Genomic DNA, 18,250 nt, shown 5'->3' on the forward strand with positions numbered 1-18,250 from the left:
TAAATCAGGATTAGGACTGCTGAATGGTTGATACCAAGACCCCTGGAGACAAGAAGCTGAGCGTTCCGAGCAAGACGCTATCGCTCAAGCCGCGCGTCGAAACGGGCACTGTGCGCCAGAGCTTCAGCCATGGCCGTAGCAAGCAGGTCGTGGTCGAGAAGCGCGGCAAGCGCCGCATCGACGGCAGCCCCGAGCCGCAGGCCGCCGAGGTGGCGAAGCCCGCTCCCGCCGCGCCCAAGCCTGCTCCCGCGCGCCCGGCTCCGCCGCGCAACGCCGGATCCGGCGTGGTGCTGCGCACGCTGACCGAGGACGAACGTTCCGCCCGCGCCAGCGCGCTGGCCGATGCCAAGGTGCGCGAAGTCGAAGAGCGCCGCCATGCCGAGGAAGAGGCTCAGCGCCGCGCTGTCCGCGAAAGCGCAGAGCGCGTCGAGCGCGAGGCCGCCGAAGCCCGCCGCAAGGCCGAGGATGAGCGTCACCGCCACGAAGAGGAAGCCAAGCGCAAGGCCGAAACCGAGGCCAAGAAGCGTTTTGGCGAAGGCGAGCAGCCGCAATCTGCGGTGCGCGCTGCAACGACGGCCGCAGCCGCTCCTGCACCGCGGCCCGGAGCGCCCACGGCGCGGCCCGGGACGACCACCACGGCCCGCCCCGGAACAACGACGGCGCGGCCCGGAACGACCACGCAGCGGCCGGGAGGCCCGGTGGGCCGCGCCCCTGCTGTCGCAGCCGGACCGGACGAGGACGAGGGTCCGCGCCAGATCCGTCGCGGCCCCGGCGGCGCTGCGCGCCCCGTGCCGCCCCCGAAGACCACCCACAAGCCCGGCCCGCAGAAGGAGCGCGGCCGCCTGACCGTCGTCACGGCATTCAATGCCGACGACGTGCGCGAGCGCTCGATTGCCTCCTTCCGCCGCCGCACCCAGCGCCTGAAGGGCCACGCCTCGAACGAGCCGAAGGAAAAGCTCATCCGCGAGGTGATCATTCCGGAAGCGATCACCATCCAGGAGCTCGCCAACCGCATGGCCGAGCGCGCGGTCGACGTCATCCGCATGCTGATGAAGCAGGGCGCGATGCACAAGATCACCGACGTGATCGACGCCGACACCGCGCAGCTGATCGCCGAAGAACTGGGCCACTCGGTCAAGCGCGTTGCCGCGTCGGACGTCGAAGAGGGTCTGTTTGATCAGGTCGCCGATTCCACCGACACCGAGACGCGTTCGCCGGTGGTGACCGTGATGGGTCACGTCGACCACGGCAAGACCTCGCTGCTCGACGCGCTCCGTCATGCCAACGTCGTCTCCGGCGAAGCCGGCGGCATCACCCAGCATATCGGCGCCTATCAGGTGCTGTCGCCCGAAAGCGGCAAGAAGATCACCTTCATCGACACGCCCGGCCACGCCGCGTTCACCGCGATGCGCGCCCGCGGCGCCAAGGTGACCGACATCGTCGTGCTGGTGGTTGCTGCCGATGACGGCGTGATGCCGCAGACGATCGAAGCCATCAACCACGCCAAGGCGGCGCGGGTGCCGATCATCGTTGCCATCAACAAGATCGACAAGCCCGATGCGAAGCCCGAGCGCGTGCGCACCGAGCTGCTCCAGCACGAGGTGCAGGTGGAATCCTTCGGCGGCGAAGTCGTCGACGTCGAAGTCTCCGCCAAGAACAAGACCAATCTCGACAAGCTGCTCGAGATGATCGCGCTCCAGGCCGACATCCTCGACCTGAAGACCAATTCGGAACGGCCGGCCGAGGGCACCGTGATCGAGGCCAAGCTCGACCGCGGCCGTGGTCCGGTCGCGACCGTGCTGGTCCAGCGCGGCTCGCTCCGTGTCGGTGACATCATCGTCGCCGGCGCCGAAATGGGCCGCGTCCGCGCGCTGATCTCGGATCAGGGCGAGACGGTGCAGGAGGCAGGTCCTTCAGTGCCCGTCGAGGTACTCGGCTTCAATGGTCCGCCGGAAGCCGGCGATCGTCTCGCGGTGGTCGAGAACGAAGCCCGCGCCCGCCAGGTCACCAGCTACCGCGCGCACCAGAAGCGCGAGAACGCGGCGGCCTCGATTTCCGGCATGCGCGGCTCGCTCGAGCAGATGATGTCGCAATTGAAGACGGCGGGCCGCAAGGAATTCCCGCTGATCATCAAGGCCGACGTGCAGGGCTCGCTGGAAGCGATCCTCGGCTCGCTGGAGAAGCTCGGCACCGACGAAGTCGCAGCTCGCATCCTGCATGCCGGCGTCGGCGGAATCTCGGAATCCGACGTGACGCTCGCGGAAGGCTTCAACGCCGCGATCATCGGCTTCTCGGTTCGTGCCAACAAGGAGGCGGCTGCGGCCGCCAAGCGCAACGGCATCGAGATCCGCTACTACAACATCATCTACGACCTCGTCGATGACGTGAAGAAGGCGATGAGCGGACTGCTCGCGCCGACCCTGCGCGAAACCATGCTGGGCAATGCCGCGATCTTGGAGATCTTCAACATCTCCAAGATCGGCAAGGTCGCCGGCTGCCGGGTCACCGACGGCACCGTGGAACGTGGCGCCAATGTGCGCCTGATCCGCGACAACGTCGTCGTGCACGAAGGCAAGCTGTCGACGCTGAAACGCTTCAAGGACGAAGTGAAGGAAGTCCAGTCCGGTCAAGAATGCGGCATGGCCTTCGAGAACTATCACGACATGCGTGCCGGTGACGTGATCGAGTGTTATCGCGTGGAGACGATCCAGCGCTCCCTGTAAGTCCAAATCTTACCGAAGCGCCCGGATCTTTTTGAGCTGAAATTGCGGGAGTGCGATGGCCGGATTTATTCCGGCCATCCGCGCCGCATTCGTTTCAACAGGACAAATGACAATGCTCGTGTCTCAAACGCGGGCACGACGAGGTGATTTTCGACCATGCCCCGCCACCATCAGAAGAAAAGTTCCGCGCCGGGCGGCTCGCAACGTCAGTTGCGGGTCGGCGAGCAGGTTCGCCACGCGATGGCCGAGATTCTGGCGCAAGGCAATGTGCATGATGCGGACCTCGAAGGCCACATCATCACCGTACCGGAGGTACGGATGTCGCCCGACCTGAAGCTCGCAACAGTTTACGTGATGCCGCTCGGCGGCCGCGACACCGAGATCGTCATCGCCGCGCTCGAGCGCAACAAGAAATTCCTGCGCGGCGACGTCGCGCGGCGCGTTAACCTGAAATTTGCACCTGACCTTCGCTTCCACGTCGACGAGCGATTCGACGAAGCGGAACGGATCGAGAAGCTTTTGCGAACACCCGCGGTGCAGAAGGACTTGGAACAGGATCCGGAGTCGGATCGGGAAGAAGAACAATGACGATGGATCCGGCTCACGGCACGATCGGCGGCGAAGAAGCTGATCAGCGCGACGTGCAGAAAAATAATTTTGCGGACATGAGCGGCACTTCTCAGCCGCATCAGGAGCCGCGCCGCGTCAACAACGATCCCCGTGCCAAGCAGCAGAAAGGCAACCAGCCGCGCCGCGACCGCCGCGACGTCCATGGCTGGGTCGTGCTCGACAAGCCGATCGGCATGACCTCGACGCAGGCGGTCGCCGTGCTCAAGCGCCTGTTCAATGCCAAGCGGGCGGGACATGCCGGCACGCTCGACCCGCTCGCCTCCGGCGGCCTGCCGATCGCGCTTGGCGAAGCCACCAAGACCGTCCCCTTCGTCATGGACGGCCGCAAGCGCTATCAGTTCACCGTGTGCTGGGGCGAGGAGCGCGACACCGACGATATCGAGGGCCGGGTCACCGCGACCTCCGACCAGCGCCCGACCCGGGAGGCCATCCTGGCCCTGCTGCCCCGGTTCACCGGGGTGATCCAGCAGACTCCGCCGCGCTATTCCGCGATCAAGATCCATGGCGAGCGCGCCTATGATCTCGCCCGTGACGGCGAGGTGGTGGAACTGGCCCCCCGTCCGGTCGAAATTCACCATTTAACCCTTGTAGATCAACTAGATAACGACCGATCCGTATTCGAGGCCGAGTGCGGCAAAGGCACCTATGTGCGCGCGATCGCCCGCGATATGGGCCGGATTCTCGGCACTTTTGGCCATATTTGCGCGCTGCGGCGGACCCTGGTCGGCCCATTCGGCGAAACCGACATGATTCCGCTGGATCAGCTGGAGGCTTTATGCGATAGAGCCGCGTCCGGCGAGGGTAGCCTCGCCGACGCGCTTATGCCCGTTGAGACCGCGCTGGACGACATCCCGGCACTGGCCGTCACTCGGGCTGATGCGGCAAGGCTCCATCGGGGCCAGGCCGTTTTGTTGCGCGGACGGGATGCGCCCACTTGTAGCGGCACAGTCTATGTCACGGTGGCAGGCCGTCTTCTCGCGCTTGCCGAAGTTGGCAATGGCGAAATCATCCCCAAGCGTGTGTTCAACCTGACCGGCCTGACTGCCAGTGCCGGTCGCAACGAGAGAAATTGACGATGTCGATTGCCGCAGAACGCAAAGCGGAAGTCATCAAGACGAATGCCAACAAGGCCGGCGACACCGGCTCGCCCGAGGTTCAGGTCGCGATCCTGTCGGAACGCATCAACAACCTCACCAGCCATTTCAAGACCCACGTGAAGGACAACCATTCGCGTCGCGGCCTCTTGAAGCTGGTGTCGACGCGCCGCTCGCTCCTCGACTACGTGAAGAAGAAGGACGAGGCGCGCTATAAGGCGCTGCTCGAGAAGCACAACATTCGTCGTTAAGTGTTTCTGCGCGCGCCGACGGCGCGCGTTTTCGCGCGTGGTTTCGAACGAAAGCGTTTGTTTAAAGGTTTTTGATCGAGGCTGCGTGCGCGTTCCGGGTGCGGGCCCAATGATGATTCGCATCCGGGGGCATGATGAGCGAAGACCGCGGTTCGGTGTTCGCGTTCGTGCCGACTGAAAGTCCAGCAGCAATCCGGCGGCTGGGCGCAACGGGCAAGGCGCCCGTATGACCCGAAAGGATGGACGCCATCCGAAATCCAAGAACCATGGCAGGATCGCAGGACGCTGATCGCTCGCTTCGATCAGCGTCCCGCAATCTTGCGCATGGTTTTTGTTTTTCGGGGCCGTCAGACTTTCGAGAACCCATGAAAGAAGACCTCTATGTTCAATAAGCATTCAGTCGAAATCGACTGGGGTGGACGCCCTCTCAAGCTCGAAACCGGCAAGATCGCGCGTCAGGCTGACGGTGCCGTCGTCGCCACCTATGGCGAGACCGTGGTGCTCGCCACCGTCGTCGCGGCGAAGGCGCCGCGCGAAGGCGTCGACTTCCTGCCGCTGACCGTCGACTATCAGGAGAAGACCTACGCAGCCGGCCGCATTCCCGGCGGCTATTTCAAGCGCGAAGGCCGGCCGACCGAGAAGGAGACGCTGGTCTCCCGCCTGATCGACCGTCCGATCCGTCCGCTGTTCGTCGACGGCTGGCGCAACGAGACCCAGGTGATCGTCACCGTGCTGTCGCACGACATGGAGAACGATCCCGATATCGTGGCGCTGGTGGCCTCATCGGCCGCGCTGACCCTGTCCGGCGCGCCCTTCAAGGGCCCGATCGGCGCAGCCCGCGTCGGTTTCGTCAACGACGAGTATGTGCTCAACCCGACCCTCGACGAGATGGTCGACACCCAGCTCGACCTCGTTGTCGCCGGCACGGCCGACGCCGTGCTGATGGTGGAATCGGAAGCCAAGGAACTCAACGAAGACATCATGCTCGGCGCCGTGATGTTCGGTCACCGCCACTTCCAGCCGGTGATCAACGCCATCATCGAGCTCGCCGAGAAGGCTGCCAAAGAGCCGCGCGAAGTCACCGTGATCGACAATTCGGCGCTCGAGAAGGAAATGCTCGGCCTCGTCGAGCAGGAGCTGCGCGCCGCGTACGCCATTCCGGTCAAGCAGGATCGCTACACCGCGGTCGGCAAGGTCAAGGAAAAGGTGATCGCCCATTATTTCCCTGAAGGGCAGGAGCCGAAATACGACAAGCTGCGCATCGGCGGCGTGTTCAAGGAGCTCGAAGCCAAGATCGTTCGCTGGAACATTCTCGACACCGGCAAGCGCATCGACGGCCGCGACTCCAAGACCGTGCGCAACATCGTCGCCGAAGTCGGCGTGCTGCCCCGCGCCCACGGCTCGGCGCTGTTCACCCGCGGCGAAACCCAGGCGATGGTTGTGACCACGCTCGGCACCGGCGAGGACGAGCAGTATATCGACGCGCTGGCGGGAACGTACAAAGAGACGTTCCTGCTGCACTACAACTTCCCTCCCTACTCGGTCGGTGAGACCGGTCGCCTCGGCGGCACCAAGCGCCGCGAGATCGGCCACGGCAAGCTCGCCTGGCGCGCGATCCATCCGGTGCTGCCGCCGCATCACGAGTTCCCGTACACGATCCGCGTGGTCTCGGAGATCACCGAATCCAACGGCTCCTCGTCGATGGCTTCGGTCTGCGGCGCCTCGCTCGCGCTGATGGACGCCGGCGTGCCGCTGAAGCGGCCGACCGCGGGCATCGCGATGGGCCTGATCCTCGAAGACAAGCGCTTCGCGGTTCTCTCGGACATCCTCGGTGACGAGGACCATCTCGGCGACATGGACTTCAAGGTCGCCGGCACCGAGCAGGGCATTACCTCGCTCCAGATGGACATCAAGATCGAGGGCATCACCGAGGAGATCATGAAGGTCGCGCTCGGCCAGGCCAAGGATGGGCGTATCCACATCCTCGGCGAAATGTCCAAGGCGCTTACCAACGCTCGCGCCGAACTCGGCGAATACGCGCCGCGCATCGAGACCTTCAAGATCGCCACCGACAAGATCCGCGAAGTGATCGGCACCGGCGGCAAGGTGATCCGCGAAATCGTCGAGAAGACCGGCGCCAAGGTCAACATCGAGGACGACGGCACCGTGAAGGTCGCCTCCAGCGATGGCGAGGCGATGAAGGCGGCGATCAAGTGGATCAAGTCGATCGCCTCCGATCCGGAAGTCGGCCAGATCTACGAGGGCACCGTCGTCAAGGTGATGGAGTTCGGCGCCTTCGTGAATTTCTTCGGTTCCAAGGACGGCCTGGTCCACATCAGCCAGCTCGCTTCGGCGCGCGTGCAGAAGACCTCCGATGTCGTCAAGGAAGGCGACAAGGTCAAGGTCAAGCTGCTCGGCTTCGATGACCGCGGCAAGACCCGGCTGTCGATGAAGGTTGTCGATCAGGAGACCGGCGAGGACCTCGAGGCCAAGGGCGAGGGCGAAAAGGCTCCGCGCGAAGCCGCCGGCGAGTAAGTCTCGCAGCACTGCCAGACACACGAAGGGCGGCCTCTCGGCCGCCCTTTTAGTTTGTGTTGCTTGGTACCTGCACCGGTCGATATGGGGCCCCTCTCCCGCTTGCGGGAGAGGACTGGGGAGAGGGTGTTTCCGCAGAGAGACTCCCAACTAGGAGAGAGCCCTCACCCGCCGCGCTTCGCCACAGCCGAGGCTTCGCCTCGGCGTCCTTCAAGAGGACGGCCGCCGAAAGGCGGCCTTTGCCTCTCCCGCAAGCGGGAGAGGTGAAACACCTCAGGCCGCGAGATCGAACCGATCGAGGTTCATCACCTTGGTCCAGGCCTTGGCGAAGTCCTTGACGAACTGCTCCTTGGAGTCCGACGTGGCATAGACCTCGGCATAGGCGCGGAGCTGCGAGTGCGAGCCGAAGATCAGATCGGCGCGCGTGCCGGTCCACTTCACCGCGTTGGTCTTGCGGTCGCGGGCTTCATAGGTGCCATCAGCCGCCGGCGCCCACTGCGTGCTCATGTCGAGCAAGTTGACGAAGAAGTCATTGCTCAGCGTTCCCACCTTCGCGGTGAAGACGCCGTGCTTCGAACCGTTCGCATTGGCGCCGAGCACACGCAGGCCACCGACGAGCACGGTCAGCTCGGGTCCTGTGAGCCGGAGCAGCTGCGCGCGATCGACGAGCGCCTCCTCGGTCATCATGAACTGATGCCGCTTGCCGATGTAGTTGCGGAAACCATCGGCCCGCGGCTCCAGCGGCGCGAAGGATTGGGCATCCGTCTGCTCCTGCGAGGCGTCCATGCGGCCCGGCGTGAAGGAGACCTTCACGTCGACGCCGGCATCCTTTGCAGCCTTCTCGACCGCGGCGGTGCCGCCGAGCACGATGAGGTCCGCAAGCGAGACCTTCTTCGCACCGGACGTTGCGTTGAAGTCCTTCTGGATCGCTTCGAGCTTGCCGAGGACCTTCGCGAGCTGGGCCGGCTCGTTCACCTCCCAGTCCTTCTGCGGACTGAGGCGAATGCGCGCGCCATTGGCGCCGCCGCGCTTGTCGGAGCCACGGAACGTCGAGGCCGACGCCCACGCCGTCGAGACCAGCTCGGACACCGAAAGGCTCGACGCCAGGATCTTCGTCTTCAACGAGGCGATGTCCTGCTCGCCGGCCAACTCGTGATTCACGGCCGGAATCGGATCCTGCCAGATCAGCGTCTCCTTCGGCACCAGCGGTCCGAGATAACGCACGACCGGGCCCATGTCGCGGTGGGTGAGCTTGAACCAGGCACGGGCGAAGGCGTCCGCAAACTGATCCGGGTTCTCCAGGAAGCGACGCGAGATCTTCTCATAGGCCGGATCGAAACGCAGCGAGAGGTCGGTGGTGAGCATCGTCGGCAGATGCTTCTTGGACTTGTCGAACGCGTCGGGGATGCTCGCCTCCGCATCCTTGGCCTTCCACTGCTGCGCACCCGCCGGGCTCTTCGTCAGCTCCCACTCGTACTTGAACAGGTTTTCGAAGAAGTGATTGCTCCACTTCGTGGGAGTCTGCGTCCAGGTGACTTCCGGGCCGCCGGTGATCGCATCGGCGCCGATGCCGGTGCCATGCTTGCTCTTCCAGCCGAGGCCCTGATCCTCGAGCGCACCCGCTTCCGGCTCCGGCCCGACCAGCGACGGATCGCCTGCGCCATGGGTCTTGCCGAAGGTGTGGCCGCCGGCGATCAGCGCGACGGTCTCCTCGTCGTTCATTGCCATGCGGAAGAAGGTCTCGCGGATGTCCTTTGCCGCGGCGATCGGATCCGGCTTGCCGTTCGGGCCTTCCGGATTGACGTAGATGAGGCCCATCTGCACCGCGCCGAGCGGTTCGGCGAGCTGGCGTTCGCCGCTGTAGCGTTCGTCGCCTAGCCAGGTGCCTTCGGGACCCCAATAGAGCTCTTCCGGCTCCCACACGTCGGCGCGGCCGCCGGCGAAACCGAAGGTCTTGAAGCCCATCGATTCCAGCGCGACGTTGCCGGCGAGCACCATCAAATCGGCCCAGGAGATCTTGCGGCCGTATTTCTGCTTGATCGGCCAGAGCAGACGGCGCGCCTTATCGAGATTGGCGTTGTCGGGCCAGCTGTTGAGCGGCGCAAAACGCTGCTGACCGGCGCCGGCGCCACCGCGGCCGTCGGTGATGCGGTAGGTGCCCGCGCTGTGCCAGGCCATGCGGATCATGAGACCGCCGTAATGGCCGAAGTCGGCGGGCCACCATTCCTGCGAGTCCTTCATCAGCGCGGTCAGGTCCTTGATGACCGCGTTCAGGTCGAGGCTCTTGAACTCCTTGGCATAGTCGAATTCCTTGCCCATCGGATCGGACAGGTTGGAATTCTTGTGCAGCATCTCGATGCTGAGCTGAGTTGGCCACCAGTCGCGGTTCACGCGCGTGGATTTTCCGCCCGAAACCGGGCACTTCGAAGTGTCATCCATGAATACCTCCTCTGGTGGCGTCGAACTCGCGCCTTTGACCAGGTAGAACCACTCTAAGCCTCGTGTCCGATCAGGGGAAGTTGACTTTAATGATCGCTGCGATAGGATTTTCTGATGGTCAACGTGACGATGCGCCAGCTCCGGTATTTCGATGCGCTGGCGCGTCACGGCCATTTCGGCCGCGCGGCAGAGGCGTGCTCGATCTCCCAGCCGGCCCTGTCGATGCAGATCAAGGAACTGGAGGAGGCGCTCGGCGGCCTGCTGCTGGAGCGCAGCGCCCGCCAGGTGGCGCTGACCCGGTTCGGCGAAGAGCTCGCGCCGCGCGTCCGCGACATTTTGCGCTCGGTCGATGAGCTCGGCGATTTCGCGCGCGCCTCACAGGACCGGTTTGCGGGCCGGTTGCGGATCGGCATGATCCCGACGATCGCGCCCTATCTGCTGCCCAAGATCACCAAGAATCTGACGCGCATGCATCCGGAGCTCGACATCCGCGTGCGCGAGACGATGACGCCGCGGCTGATCCAGGAACTGGTGGAAGGCCGGCTCGACACCGCCATCGTTGCACTGCCGGTGTCGGAGCCTTCGCTCACCGAGGTCGCGCTGTTCGACGAGAAATTCTTGCTGGTGCGGCCGGGCTCCGACGAAGGCACCCCGGTGCCATCGCGCGAGATGATGCGTGAGATGCGGCTGCTGCTGCTCGAAGAAGGGCACTGCTTCCGCGATCAGGCGCTCTCCTTCTGCAACATGCAATCGGCGCCGCCGCGCGAGATGCTGGATGCGAATTCGCTGTCGACGCTGGTCCAGATGGTCAGCGCCGGCATCGGCGTCACGCTCATTCCGGAGATGGCCGTGCCGGTGGAGACACGATCGGCCTCGGTCTCGCTCTCGCGCTTCCGCGACCCGGAGCCGTCGCGCACCATCGGCATGGTCTGGCGCAAGACCAGCCCGCTGGCGCGCCAGCTCCTGCAGATTTCGGAAGTGGTGTGCCTGTCGGCCGGCAAGGTGCGCGCACGGCCATCCGTGCGCGGCCAGCAGGCCTGAGGCCCCGATGCCGCCTCCGGTCATCCGCCCCGCCCGTGCCGACGAATATGACGAGATCGGCCGCGTCTGGATGGAGAGCTGGGTCTCGACCGGGCTCGCCGAGGCGAGCCCCTTCCTGCTGGCGAACCTGCGTGCACGCATCCGGCGCGAGATCGAGAGCGGCTGGAGCCTGTTCGTCGCCGACGACGACGGTACGATCGCCGCGATGCTGGCGCTGCATCTGCCAAAGCTCTATCTCGACATGCTTTTCGTCGCGCCCGCCTATCAGGGTCAATCGCTCGGACGGCAATTGCTCGCCTTCACGCGCATGCTAATGCCGGATGAAATGTACCTGCGCTGCGTGCGCGAGAACGAAAAAGCCTGGCGCTGGTACGAGCGCGAAGGCTTTGTGTTCGAGAAGGAAGAGATCGAGCCATCGAACGGGTTTGTGATGAAGTATTATCGGTGGAAGAAAAAAGGAAACGCCCCATGATCAAGCTCTATTGGTCGCCCCGCTCGCGCTCGTTTACGACGCTCTGGCTGATGGAAGAAAGCGGCCTTCCCTATGAGCGCGTGCTGACCGACATTTCGACCGGCGCGCAAAAGGCGCCGGACTTTCTGAAGGTCAATCCGATGGGCAAGGTGCCGGCGCTGGCCGACGGCGACGCCGCGCTCGGCGAAGCCGCCGCGATCTGCGCCTACATTGCCGACCGCTATCCCGAGACGAAACTTGCGCCTGCTACGACCGATCCGCGCCGCGCGCGCTATCTGCAATGGCTGTTCTTCTCGCCCGGCTGCATCGAGCCCGCCATCATCCAGATCTTTACCAAGATCGAGATCCCGGCCTCGACCGCGGCCTGGGGCAGCGCCACGCAGGTCTTCGACGTGCTGGAAGCTGCGCTCGCGAAGGGACCGTGGATCCTCGGCGAGGAGTTCTCCGCCGCGGATATCACGGTCGGGTCGGGCCTGAACTTCGCGGTGCGCCTGTTCAAGATGGTGCCGTCGCGCCCGGCCTTCGATGCTTATCTGGCGCGGTGCATGGCGCGGCCGGCATTCCAGCGCGCGGAGAAGATCGCGGCCGGATCATAGCCGCTAGCACCTTACTGCTCCGACGACTTCAGATCCTCCGGCTTCGGCATCAGGATGATGTTGTAGCCGGAATCGACATAGTGGATCTCGCCGGTCACGCCGCCGGAGAGATCCGACAACAGATACAGCGCCGAGCCGCCGAGCTCATCGAGCGTGACGCCGCGGCGGAGCGGCGAATGTTTTTGCATAAAGCCGAACATCGCGCGCGCCTCGCCGATGCCCGAGCCGGCGAGCGTGCGGATGGGGCCTGCGGAGATCGCGTTGACGCGAATGCCGCGTGGTCCGAAATCGGAGGCGAGGTAGCGCACGGAGGCTTCCAGCGCCGCCTTGGCCACGCCCATCACGTTATAGTTCGGCATCGCGCGCATCGAGGCGCCGAAGGTCAGCGTGATCATGCTGCCGCCCTCCGTCATCAGCTCGGCAGCGCGTTTTGCTATTTCCGTGAAGGAGAAGCAGGAGATCACCATGGTGCGCGAAAAATTCTCGCGGCTGGTGTCGACATAGCGGCCCTTGAGCTCGTTCTTGTCGGCAAAGCCGATCGCGTGGATCACGAAATCCAGGCGGCCCCATTTCTCGCGGAGCGCAGCGAAGGCGGCATCGACGCTGCCGATATCCTCGACGTCGCAAGGCAGCACCATATCGACGCCGAGTTGCTCCGCCAGCGGCTTGACGCGCTTGCCCAGCGCCTCGCCCTGGAAGGTGAAGGCAAGCTCGGCGCCATGGGCATGCAGCGTCTTCGCCATGCCCCAGGCGATCGAATGATCATTGGCGATGCCCATGATCAGACCGCGCTTGCCTTTCATCAATCCTTCCATCGGCTCGTAACTCCACTATTCCGAGGTCATCGCCCGCGCATGCGGGCGATCCAATAATCCGAGACTGTTGTTGCAAGCCGAGAAGCCGCGGCCTACTGGATGCCCCGCATTCGCGGGGCACGACAGCGCGCTGAAATCACGCATCCAGCCGGCTGAACACCAGCGTGGCGTTGGTGCCGCCGAAGCCAAAGGAGTTCGACAGCACGGTGCCGATTTTGACGTTGTCGATGCGCTTGCGCACGATCGGCATGTCGGCGAACACGGGATCGAGTTCCTGGATGTGAGCGCTCTCGCAGATGAAGCCGTTGTTCATCATCAGCAGCGAATAGATCGCCTCCTGCACACCGGTCGCACCGAGCGAATGGCCGGTCAGCGCCTTGGTCGCCGAGATCGGCGGGCATTTCTCGCCAGTTCCGAACACCCTGCGGAGCGCGTCCATCTCCGGCGGATCGCCGGCCGGCGTCGAGGTCGCGTGCGGATTGATGTAGTCGACCTTGGTCTTGACCGTCGACATCGCCATGCGCATGCAGCGCTCGGCGCCCTCGCCGGAGGGCGCGACCATGTCGTATCCGTCCGACGTCGCGCCGTAGCCGACGATCTCGCCGTAAATGCGCGCGCCGCGCGCCTTGGCATGTTCGAGCTCTTCCAACACCAGCACGCCGGCACCGCCGGCAATCACGAAGCCGTCGCGGTTGACGTCGTAGGGGCGCGAGGCGGTGGCGGGAGTGTCGTTGTATTTCGAGGACATCGCGCCCATGGCGTCGAACAGCACCGAGAGCGACCAGTCCAGTTCCTCGCAGCCACCGGCGAAGATGATGTCCTGCTTCCCGATCTGGATCGTCTCATAGGCGTTGCCGACGCAGTGGTTCGACGTCGCGCAGGCCGACGAGATCGAGTAGTTCACGCCCTTGATCTTGAACCAGGTCGCGAGCGTCGCGGAGGCCGTGGACGACATCGCCTTCGGCACTGCAAACGGTCCGACGCGCTTGGGTCCCTTGGTGCGGGTGATGTCGGCGGCCTCGACAATGGTGCGGGCGGATGGGCCACCGGAGCCCATGATGATGCCGGTGCGGATATTGGAGATTTCTTCGGGCGACAGACCGGAGTCCTGGATCGCCTGCTCCATCGCGATATGATTCCATCCCGCCCCCTGGCCGAGGAAGCGCATCGCGCGCCGGTCGACAACCGTTGCAGGATCGATCGTCGGTGCACCTTGCACCTGCGAACGGAAGCCGAGCTCGGCATATTTCTCAGCCCGCGAAATGCCTGACTTCGCCTCGTGGAGGCTCGCAAGCACTTCCTGGGTGTTGTTTCCGATCGACGAGACGATTCCCATCCCGGTGACCACAACCCGCCTCATGACAGCCTCGCCTAAATCGTTGTCTTTCTTGGTGATGCGCTCAGCCCAGGCTCGTTCCCTGCTTGAACAGGCCGACCTTCAGATCCTTCGCGCGATAGATAATCTGGTCATCGACCGAAAGCCATCCGTCGGCGATGCCGAGCACCAGCTTTGAACGCATCACGCGCTTGATGTCGATGTTGTACACAACCTTGCGGGCCTCGGGCAGCACCTGGCCGCTGAACTTCAGCTCGTTCAGGCCAAGCGCGCGGCCGCGACCTTCACCGCCACTCCAGCCCAGATAGAAGCCGACCATTTGCCACAGCGCATCGAGGCCGAGGCAGCCGGGCATGACGGGATCGTTCTTGAAGTGGCAGCCGAAGAACCAGAGGTCGGGCTTCACGTCGAGCTCGGCGCGCACCACGCCCTTGCCGAACTCGCCACCGGTCTCGCTGATGTCCGTAATGCGGTCGAACATGAGCATCGGCGGCAGCGGCAGTTGGGCATTGCCCGGGCCGAACATCTCGCCGCGGGCACATGCCAGCAGATCTTCATATTCGTAGCCGTTGCGCCTATTCAGCATGCGAAGCCTCTGTTCAAATCCCGATTGAGCGGCGTTTTTGGCGAAAATGGGCCCCGTTTCGTTCGGAAGCAGCGCCAATTGCCGTCGCCAGGCGCGACGCCCGCGAGCCCGGTGGACTGCCGGCCGGGCCCCAATGCCCGGCTGCGCCACAAATCGGCTCAGCGGAACCGCGCGCTCTCTAACACAGGCATTTCGGGTGGCAAAGCGATCTCATGAAGGTAGAATGACCGGGTGCTCGCCCGGTTCCATACCTGATTAGAACCACTCTAGTTGCGAGAAACTTGCATCTGCATCTATCTGTCCATATATTGCAGGAAGATAGTGTTCACGCGTGCCCGATTTTTGGAAATGAACGAGAACAACGCGCCCCATCACGATGAAGACGCCCAGGCGGCGGCCCTTCTGCCCGGTCGCCAGCCGGCCCTGACCGGCTGCCCGTGGCACGACGTCAACGAAATGCTCCAGTCCGCCGGCCTCCGTCCGACGCGCCAAAGGATGGCGCTCGGCTGGTTGCTGTTCGGCAAGGGTGCGCGCCACCTCACGGCTGAAATGCTGTACGAGGAAGCGACGCTGGCCAAGGTGCCGGTGTCGCTCGCCACCGTCTACAACACATTGAACCAGCTTACCGATGCCGGCCTGCTGCGCCAGGTCAGTGTCGACGGCACCAAGACCTATTTCGACACCAACGTCACCACCCACCACCATTATTACCTCGAGAACAGCCACGAGCTGGTCGATATCGAGGATCCGCATCTGGCGCTGTCCAAGATGCCGGAGGTGCCGGAGGGTTACGAGATCGCCCGCATCGACATGGTCGTGCGCCTGCGCAAGAAGCGCTGAGATCTATCCTAAACTGCTGATTTAGTCGTCATGGCCGGGCTTGCCCCCAAGCGTCAGTTGACCTGCTCGTCCGAGTAGACGCCCCAAAGGCGCTCCTGCTGGATCCAGCCGTCAAAGCCGTTGCCGGTCACGCGGCACCAGTTTGCGCTGCATTTCTTGACCTGCGTGACGACGCCGGCCTGGAGCTTGGCCGCAACCGCGCTGTCGGGATCGGCGCGGTCGTAGATCGGCGCGAGCTCGTCCCTGTGTTTCATGGTGACGACCGCCGTGCGGCGGCCCGACAGCAGCGAATGATAGACCCAGCCCTCAGAGCCTTCGGAATCGCGCACCCGGCGCCAGTTCTCGAACTCGGCGGTGATTTCGACCGGCAGGCCAGCGCGGGTGTAGACCCAGGCCACATCATTGTCCTTGGTCGGGCCGGCGCGGACGTTGACGTGATCCGATTTGAGGCTGACATAGCGCGGCACCGGAAGGCCACTGGCAGTCTGGGGGGTAGTGTCCTTCGCCGAATGCGAGGGGCTGACCGAAGCGCTCAACCAGGTGCAAACGAGCGCCATCACCGAACAAAAACGCCCCAACGCCATCAACCCGTCTCCTGTCGAGAATCCCGCCGAGCCGGGTCCTCACCCCAAATTCCAAACCTGCCGCGCAATCCCCTCTCCCGCCCCACGCGGGTGTTCCCGAAGCCTTGAACCTGTGGTTCTTGTCTTGGCCCGGCCTTCTGCTAGAGAGGACGGACATCTGAACAACCAGTTTGCCCCGATTTTCCGGGTGGAAATGTCGGGAGAGCTTGAAGGAAACGCCGGGGACGACACGGCAAAGGCAGTGTCGAACAACCGGGTTAATGGGGCCTCAACGGCCGGCCTTTGGCGACAGAGGCGGCTTGCAACGCCTCATGAGGGCAGGACATGTCGGTGAAGAAAAAGCCCCTCGTCGTGGTGACGCGCAAGCTGCCGGACTCGATCGAGACCCGGATGCGCGAGCTGTTCGACGCGCGGATCAATCTCGACGACACGCCAATGTCGGCCGAGCAGATCGCCGAAGCCGCGTGCACGGCCGACGTGCTGGTTCCGACCGTCACCGACCACATCACCGCCGACATCGTCAACCAGCCCGATTGCAAGCTCCGCCTGATCGCCAATTTCGGCAACGGCGTCGACAACATCGATGTTGCGGCCGCGCATGCCCGCGGCATCACCGTCACCAACACGCCAAAAGTTCTGACCGAAGACACCGCCGACATGACCATGGCGCTGATCCTGGCCGTGCCGCGCCGGATGATCGAAGGCGCCTCGATCCTGACGGAAGGAAAGCCCTGGGCCGGCTGGTCGCCGACCTGGATGCTCGGCCACCGCATCGGCGGCAAGCGTCTCGGCATTATCGGCATGGGCCGCATCGGCCAGGCGGTCGCACGCCGCGCCCGCGCCTTCGGCTTGCAGATCCACTATCATAACCGCCGTCCCGTCGCGCCTGTCATCGCCGAAGAGCTTGGCGCGACCTATTGGGAAAGTCTCGACCAGATGCTGGCGCGGATGGACATCATCTCGGTGAACTGTCCGCACACGCCGGCGACCTATCATCTGCTCTCGGCGCGGCGGCTGAAACTGATCCGGAAGGACGCCTACATCGTCAACACCGCGCGCGGCGGGGTGACCGACGAGGACACGCTGATCAAGCTGATCGAGGGCGGTGAGATCGGTGGCGCCGGCCTCGACGTCTACGAGCACGAGCCCGCGGTCAATCCAAAGCTGGTGCGGCTCGCCAAGGCCGGCAAGGTGACGCTGCTGCCGCATATGGGCTCCGCCACGATCGAGGGCCGCGTCGAGATGGGCGAGAAGGTGATCATCAACATCCGAACCTTCCTCGATGCCCACAAGCCGCCGGATCGCGTGCTGCCGAGCATGCTCTGAGGTTTATTTGCTGCGCGCTTCGCGCTTGCGCCAATCAGCGGCGAAATCGATGAAGGCGCGCAGCGCCGGCGGCACCTGGCGCCGGCTCGGATAGTACAGGAACGGTCCCGGAAACGGCTCGCACCAGTCTTCCAGCAAGCTGACCAGCGCGCCGGACTTCACGGCTTCATGGACGTAACCATCGAGCGTTGCCCATATGCCGACGCCGTCGATCACGGCGCGCATGGCAAGACCCATGTTGGTCGAGATCAGCTTGGCCGGCGGGTCGACCTTCACCAGCTGGCCAGCCTTCTCGAACTCCAAATCATGCATGACGCCGCTCGAGTAGCGGGCGCGGATGCAATCATGATCGAGCAAATCCTTCGGATGCAGGGGCCTGCCGCGGCGCGCGATGTATTTGGGCGAGGCGACGACGACATAGCTCTGCGGGCCGCTCAGCGGGATCGCCACCATGTCCTGCGCAAGATGTTCGCCATAGCGCACGCCGGCATCAAAACCCGCGCTGACGATGTCGACAAATCCGCTTTCGGAGACGACGTCGAGATCGACCTGCGGGTGCGCCTCGAGGAACGGCCCGGCCATCGGCGCCAGCACGAGATCGACGGCGGGCGGCGGCGCGTTGATGCGGAGGCGCCCCGATGCCACCTCGCGCAGGCCCCGGACCTGCTCGAGGGCATCGCCGACTTCGCGCAGCGCCGGAGCGACGCGCGACAGCAGCAGCTCGCCCGCCTCGGTCAGCGCGACGCTGCGGGTGGTGCGGTTCATCAGGCGGACGCCGAGGCGCTCCTCCAGGTCCCGTAGCCGCTGGCTAAGGCTCGACACCGACACGCGAATTTCGACCGCCGCACGCCGGAAATTGCGGGTGCGGGCGATCGCCACGAAGGCGTCGAGATCGCGCAAATCGGGATCGGCCATTGTTCGATATGATGAACAAGCTATTCTTAATTGTCCAGCTTATCAGCGCAATTGAGCGAACGCATAT

At 64.2% G+C, this 18,250-nt stretch carries 16 protein-coding genes; 10 read left to right on the forward strand and 6 right to left on the reverse strand.

Annotated features, from left to right (window positions below):
- Positions 1 to 23: 23 nt before the first annotated feature.
- The 5 genes from infB to pnp all read left to right on the forward strand — a co-directional run bounded on the left by infB (position 24) and on the right by pnp (position 7,233).
- Complete coding sequence (gene infB, locus IVA80_RS04145) at positions 24 to 2,723, forward strand: translation initiation factor IF-2 (RefSeq protein WP_247425868.1); 2,700 nt, start codon at positions 24 to 26, stop codon at positions 2,721 to 2,723.
- Between the two features lie 156 nt (positions 2,724 to 2,879).
- Entirely contained in the window at positions 2,880 to 3,311 is a 432-nt protein-coding gene (gene rbfA / locus IVA80_RS04150; RefSeq protein WP_247425870.1) for a 30S ribosome-binding factor RbfA, read from the forward strand.
- Positions 3,308 to 4,426, forward strand: coding sequence for a tRNA pseudouridine(55) synthase TruB (gene truB, locus IVA80_RS04155; RefSeq protein ID WP_247425872.1), 1,119 nt, complete (start codon positions 3,308 to 3,310; stop codon positions 4,424 to 4,426). The genes rbfA and truB overlap by 4 nt, the downstream gene beginning before the upstream one ends.
- Before the next feature lie 2 nt (positions 4,427 to 4,428).
- Positions 4,429 to 4,698 (forward strand): 30S ribosomal protein S15, encoded by a 270-nt coding sequence (rpsO, locus tag IVA80_RS04160; RefSeq protein ID WP_247425875.1) that lies wholly within the window; start codon positions 4,429 to 4,431, stop codon positions 4,696 to 4,698.
- 381 nt (positions 4,699 to 5,079) lie between these two features.
- Positions 5,080 to 7,233, forward strand: coding sequence for a polyribonucleotide nucleotidyltransferase (pnp, locus tag IVA80_RS04165; RefSeq protein WP_247425877.1), 2,154 nt, complete (start codon positions 5,080 to 5,082; stop codon positions 7,231 to 7,233).
- 273 nt (positions 7,234 to 7,506) lie between these two features.
- Here pnp and katG read toward each other — a convergent pair whose 3' ends face one another.
- Positions 7,507 to 9,672, reverse strand: coding sequence for a catalase/peroxidase HPI (katG, locus tag IVA80_RS04170; RefSeq protein WP_247425879.1), 2,166 nt, complete (start codon positions 9,670 to 9,672; stop codon positions 7,507 to 7,509).
- Between the two features lie 114 nt (positions 9,673 to 9,786).
- Here katG and IVA80_RS04175 point away from each other — a divergent pair, with 114 nt between their 5' ends.
- The 3 genes from IVA80_RS04175 to IVA80_RS04185 are packed head-to-tail and all read left to right on the forward strand — an operon-like array spanning position 9,787 to position 11,781.
- A complete protein-coding gene (locus IVA80_RS04175) occupies positions 9,787 to 10,713 on the forward strand; it encodes a hydrogen peroxide-inducible genes activator (protein WP_247425881.1) in 927 nt (308 codons plus the stop codon).
- 7 nt (positions 10,714 to 10,720) lie between these two features.
- Entirely contained in the window at positions 10,721 to 11,185 is a 465-nt protein-coding gene (locus IVA80_RS04180; protein ID WP_247425882.1) for a GNAT family N-acetyltransferase, read from the forward strand.
- Complete coding sequence (locus IVA80_RS04185) at positions 11,182 to 11,781, forward strand: glutathione S-transferase family protein (protein WP_247425884.1); 600 nt, start codon at positions 11,182 to 11,184, stop codon at positions 11,779 to 11,781. The genes IVA80_RS04180 and IVA80_RS04185 overlap by 4 nt, the downstream gene beginning before the upstream one ends.
- 11 nt (positions 11,782 to 11,792) lie before the next feature.
- Here the strand turns inward: IVA80_RS04185 and fabI are convergent, their stop codons facing one another.
- The 3 genes from fabI to fabA form a co-directional block, all read right to left on the reverse strand.
- Positions 11,793 to 12,596, reverse strand: coding sequence for an enoyl-ACP reductase FabI (gene fabI, locus IVA80_RS04190; protein WP_247425886.1), 804 nt, complete (start codon positions 12,594 to 12,596; stop codon positions 11,793 to 11,795).
- Positions 12,597 to 12,732: 136 nt separating this feature from the next.
- Positions 12,733 to 13,956, reverse strand: a complete 1,224-nt coding sequence (gene fabB, locus IVA80_RS04195) for a beta-ketoacyl-ACP synthase I (protein WP_247425889.1) — start codon at positions 13,954 to 13,956, stop codon at positions 12,733 to 12,735.
- 40 nt (positions 13,957 to 13,996) lie between these two features.
- Positions 13,997 to 14,518: a bifunctional 3-hydroxydecanoyl-ACP dehydratase/trans-2-decenoyl-ACP isomerase gene (gene fabA, locus IVA80_RS04200; protein WP_007603915.1), complete on the reverse strand. Its 522-nt coding sequence runs from the start codon at positions 14,516 to 14,518 to the stop codon at positions 13,997 to 13,999.
- Positions 14,519 to 14,866: 348 nt separating this feature from the next.
- On the opposite strand from fabA, the gene irrA reads away from it, so the two are divergent.
- A complete protein-coding gene (irrA, locus tag IVA80_RS04205; RefSeq protein WP_247425891.1) occupies positions 14,867 to 15,358 on the forward strand; it encodes an iron response transcriptional regulator IrrA in 492 nt (163 codons plus the stop codon).
- A gap of 53 nt (positions 15,359 to 15,411) precedes the next feature.
- Here irrA and IVA80_RS04210 read toward each other — a convergent pair whose 3' ends face one another.
- The gene (locus IVA80_RS04210) at positions 15,412 to 15,942 is read right to left on the reverse strand and encodes an SH3 domain-containing protein (RefSeq protein ID WP_247425893.1); all 531 of its coding nucleotides are present in this window, start codon (positions 15,940 to 15,942) and stop codon (positions 15,412 to 15,414) included.
- Between the two features lie 324 nt (positions 15,943 to 16,266).
- Here IVA80_RS04210 and IVA80_RS04215 point away from each other — a divergent pair, with 324 nt between their 5' ends.
- The gene (locus tag IVA80_RS04215) at positions 16,267 to 17,268 is read left to right on the forward strand and encodes a D-glycerate dehydrogenase (protein WP_247425895.1); all 1,002 of its coding nucleotides are present in this window, start codon (positions 16,267 to 16,269) and stop codon (positions 17,266 to 17,268) included.
- A gap of 3 nt (positions 17,269 to 17,271) precedes the next feature.
- Here the strand turns inward: IVA80_RS04215 and IVA80_RS04220 are convergent, their stop codons facing one another.
- Positions 17,272 to 18,183 (reverse strand): LysR family transcriptional regulator, encoded by a 912-nt coding sequence (locus IVA80_RS04220; RefSeq protein ID WP_247425897.1) that lies wholly within the window; start codon positions 18,181 to 18,183, stop codon positions 17,272 to 17,274.
- Between the last annotated feature and the right edge of the window lie 67 nt (positions 18,184 to 18,250).

The organism is Bradyrhizobium sp. 139 (genome assembly GCF_023074175.1).
Taxonomy (GTDB): Bacteria; Pseudomonadota; Alphaproteobacteria; order Rhizobiales; family Xanthobacteraceae; genus Bradyrhizobium.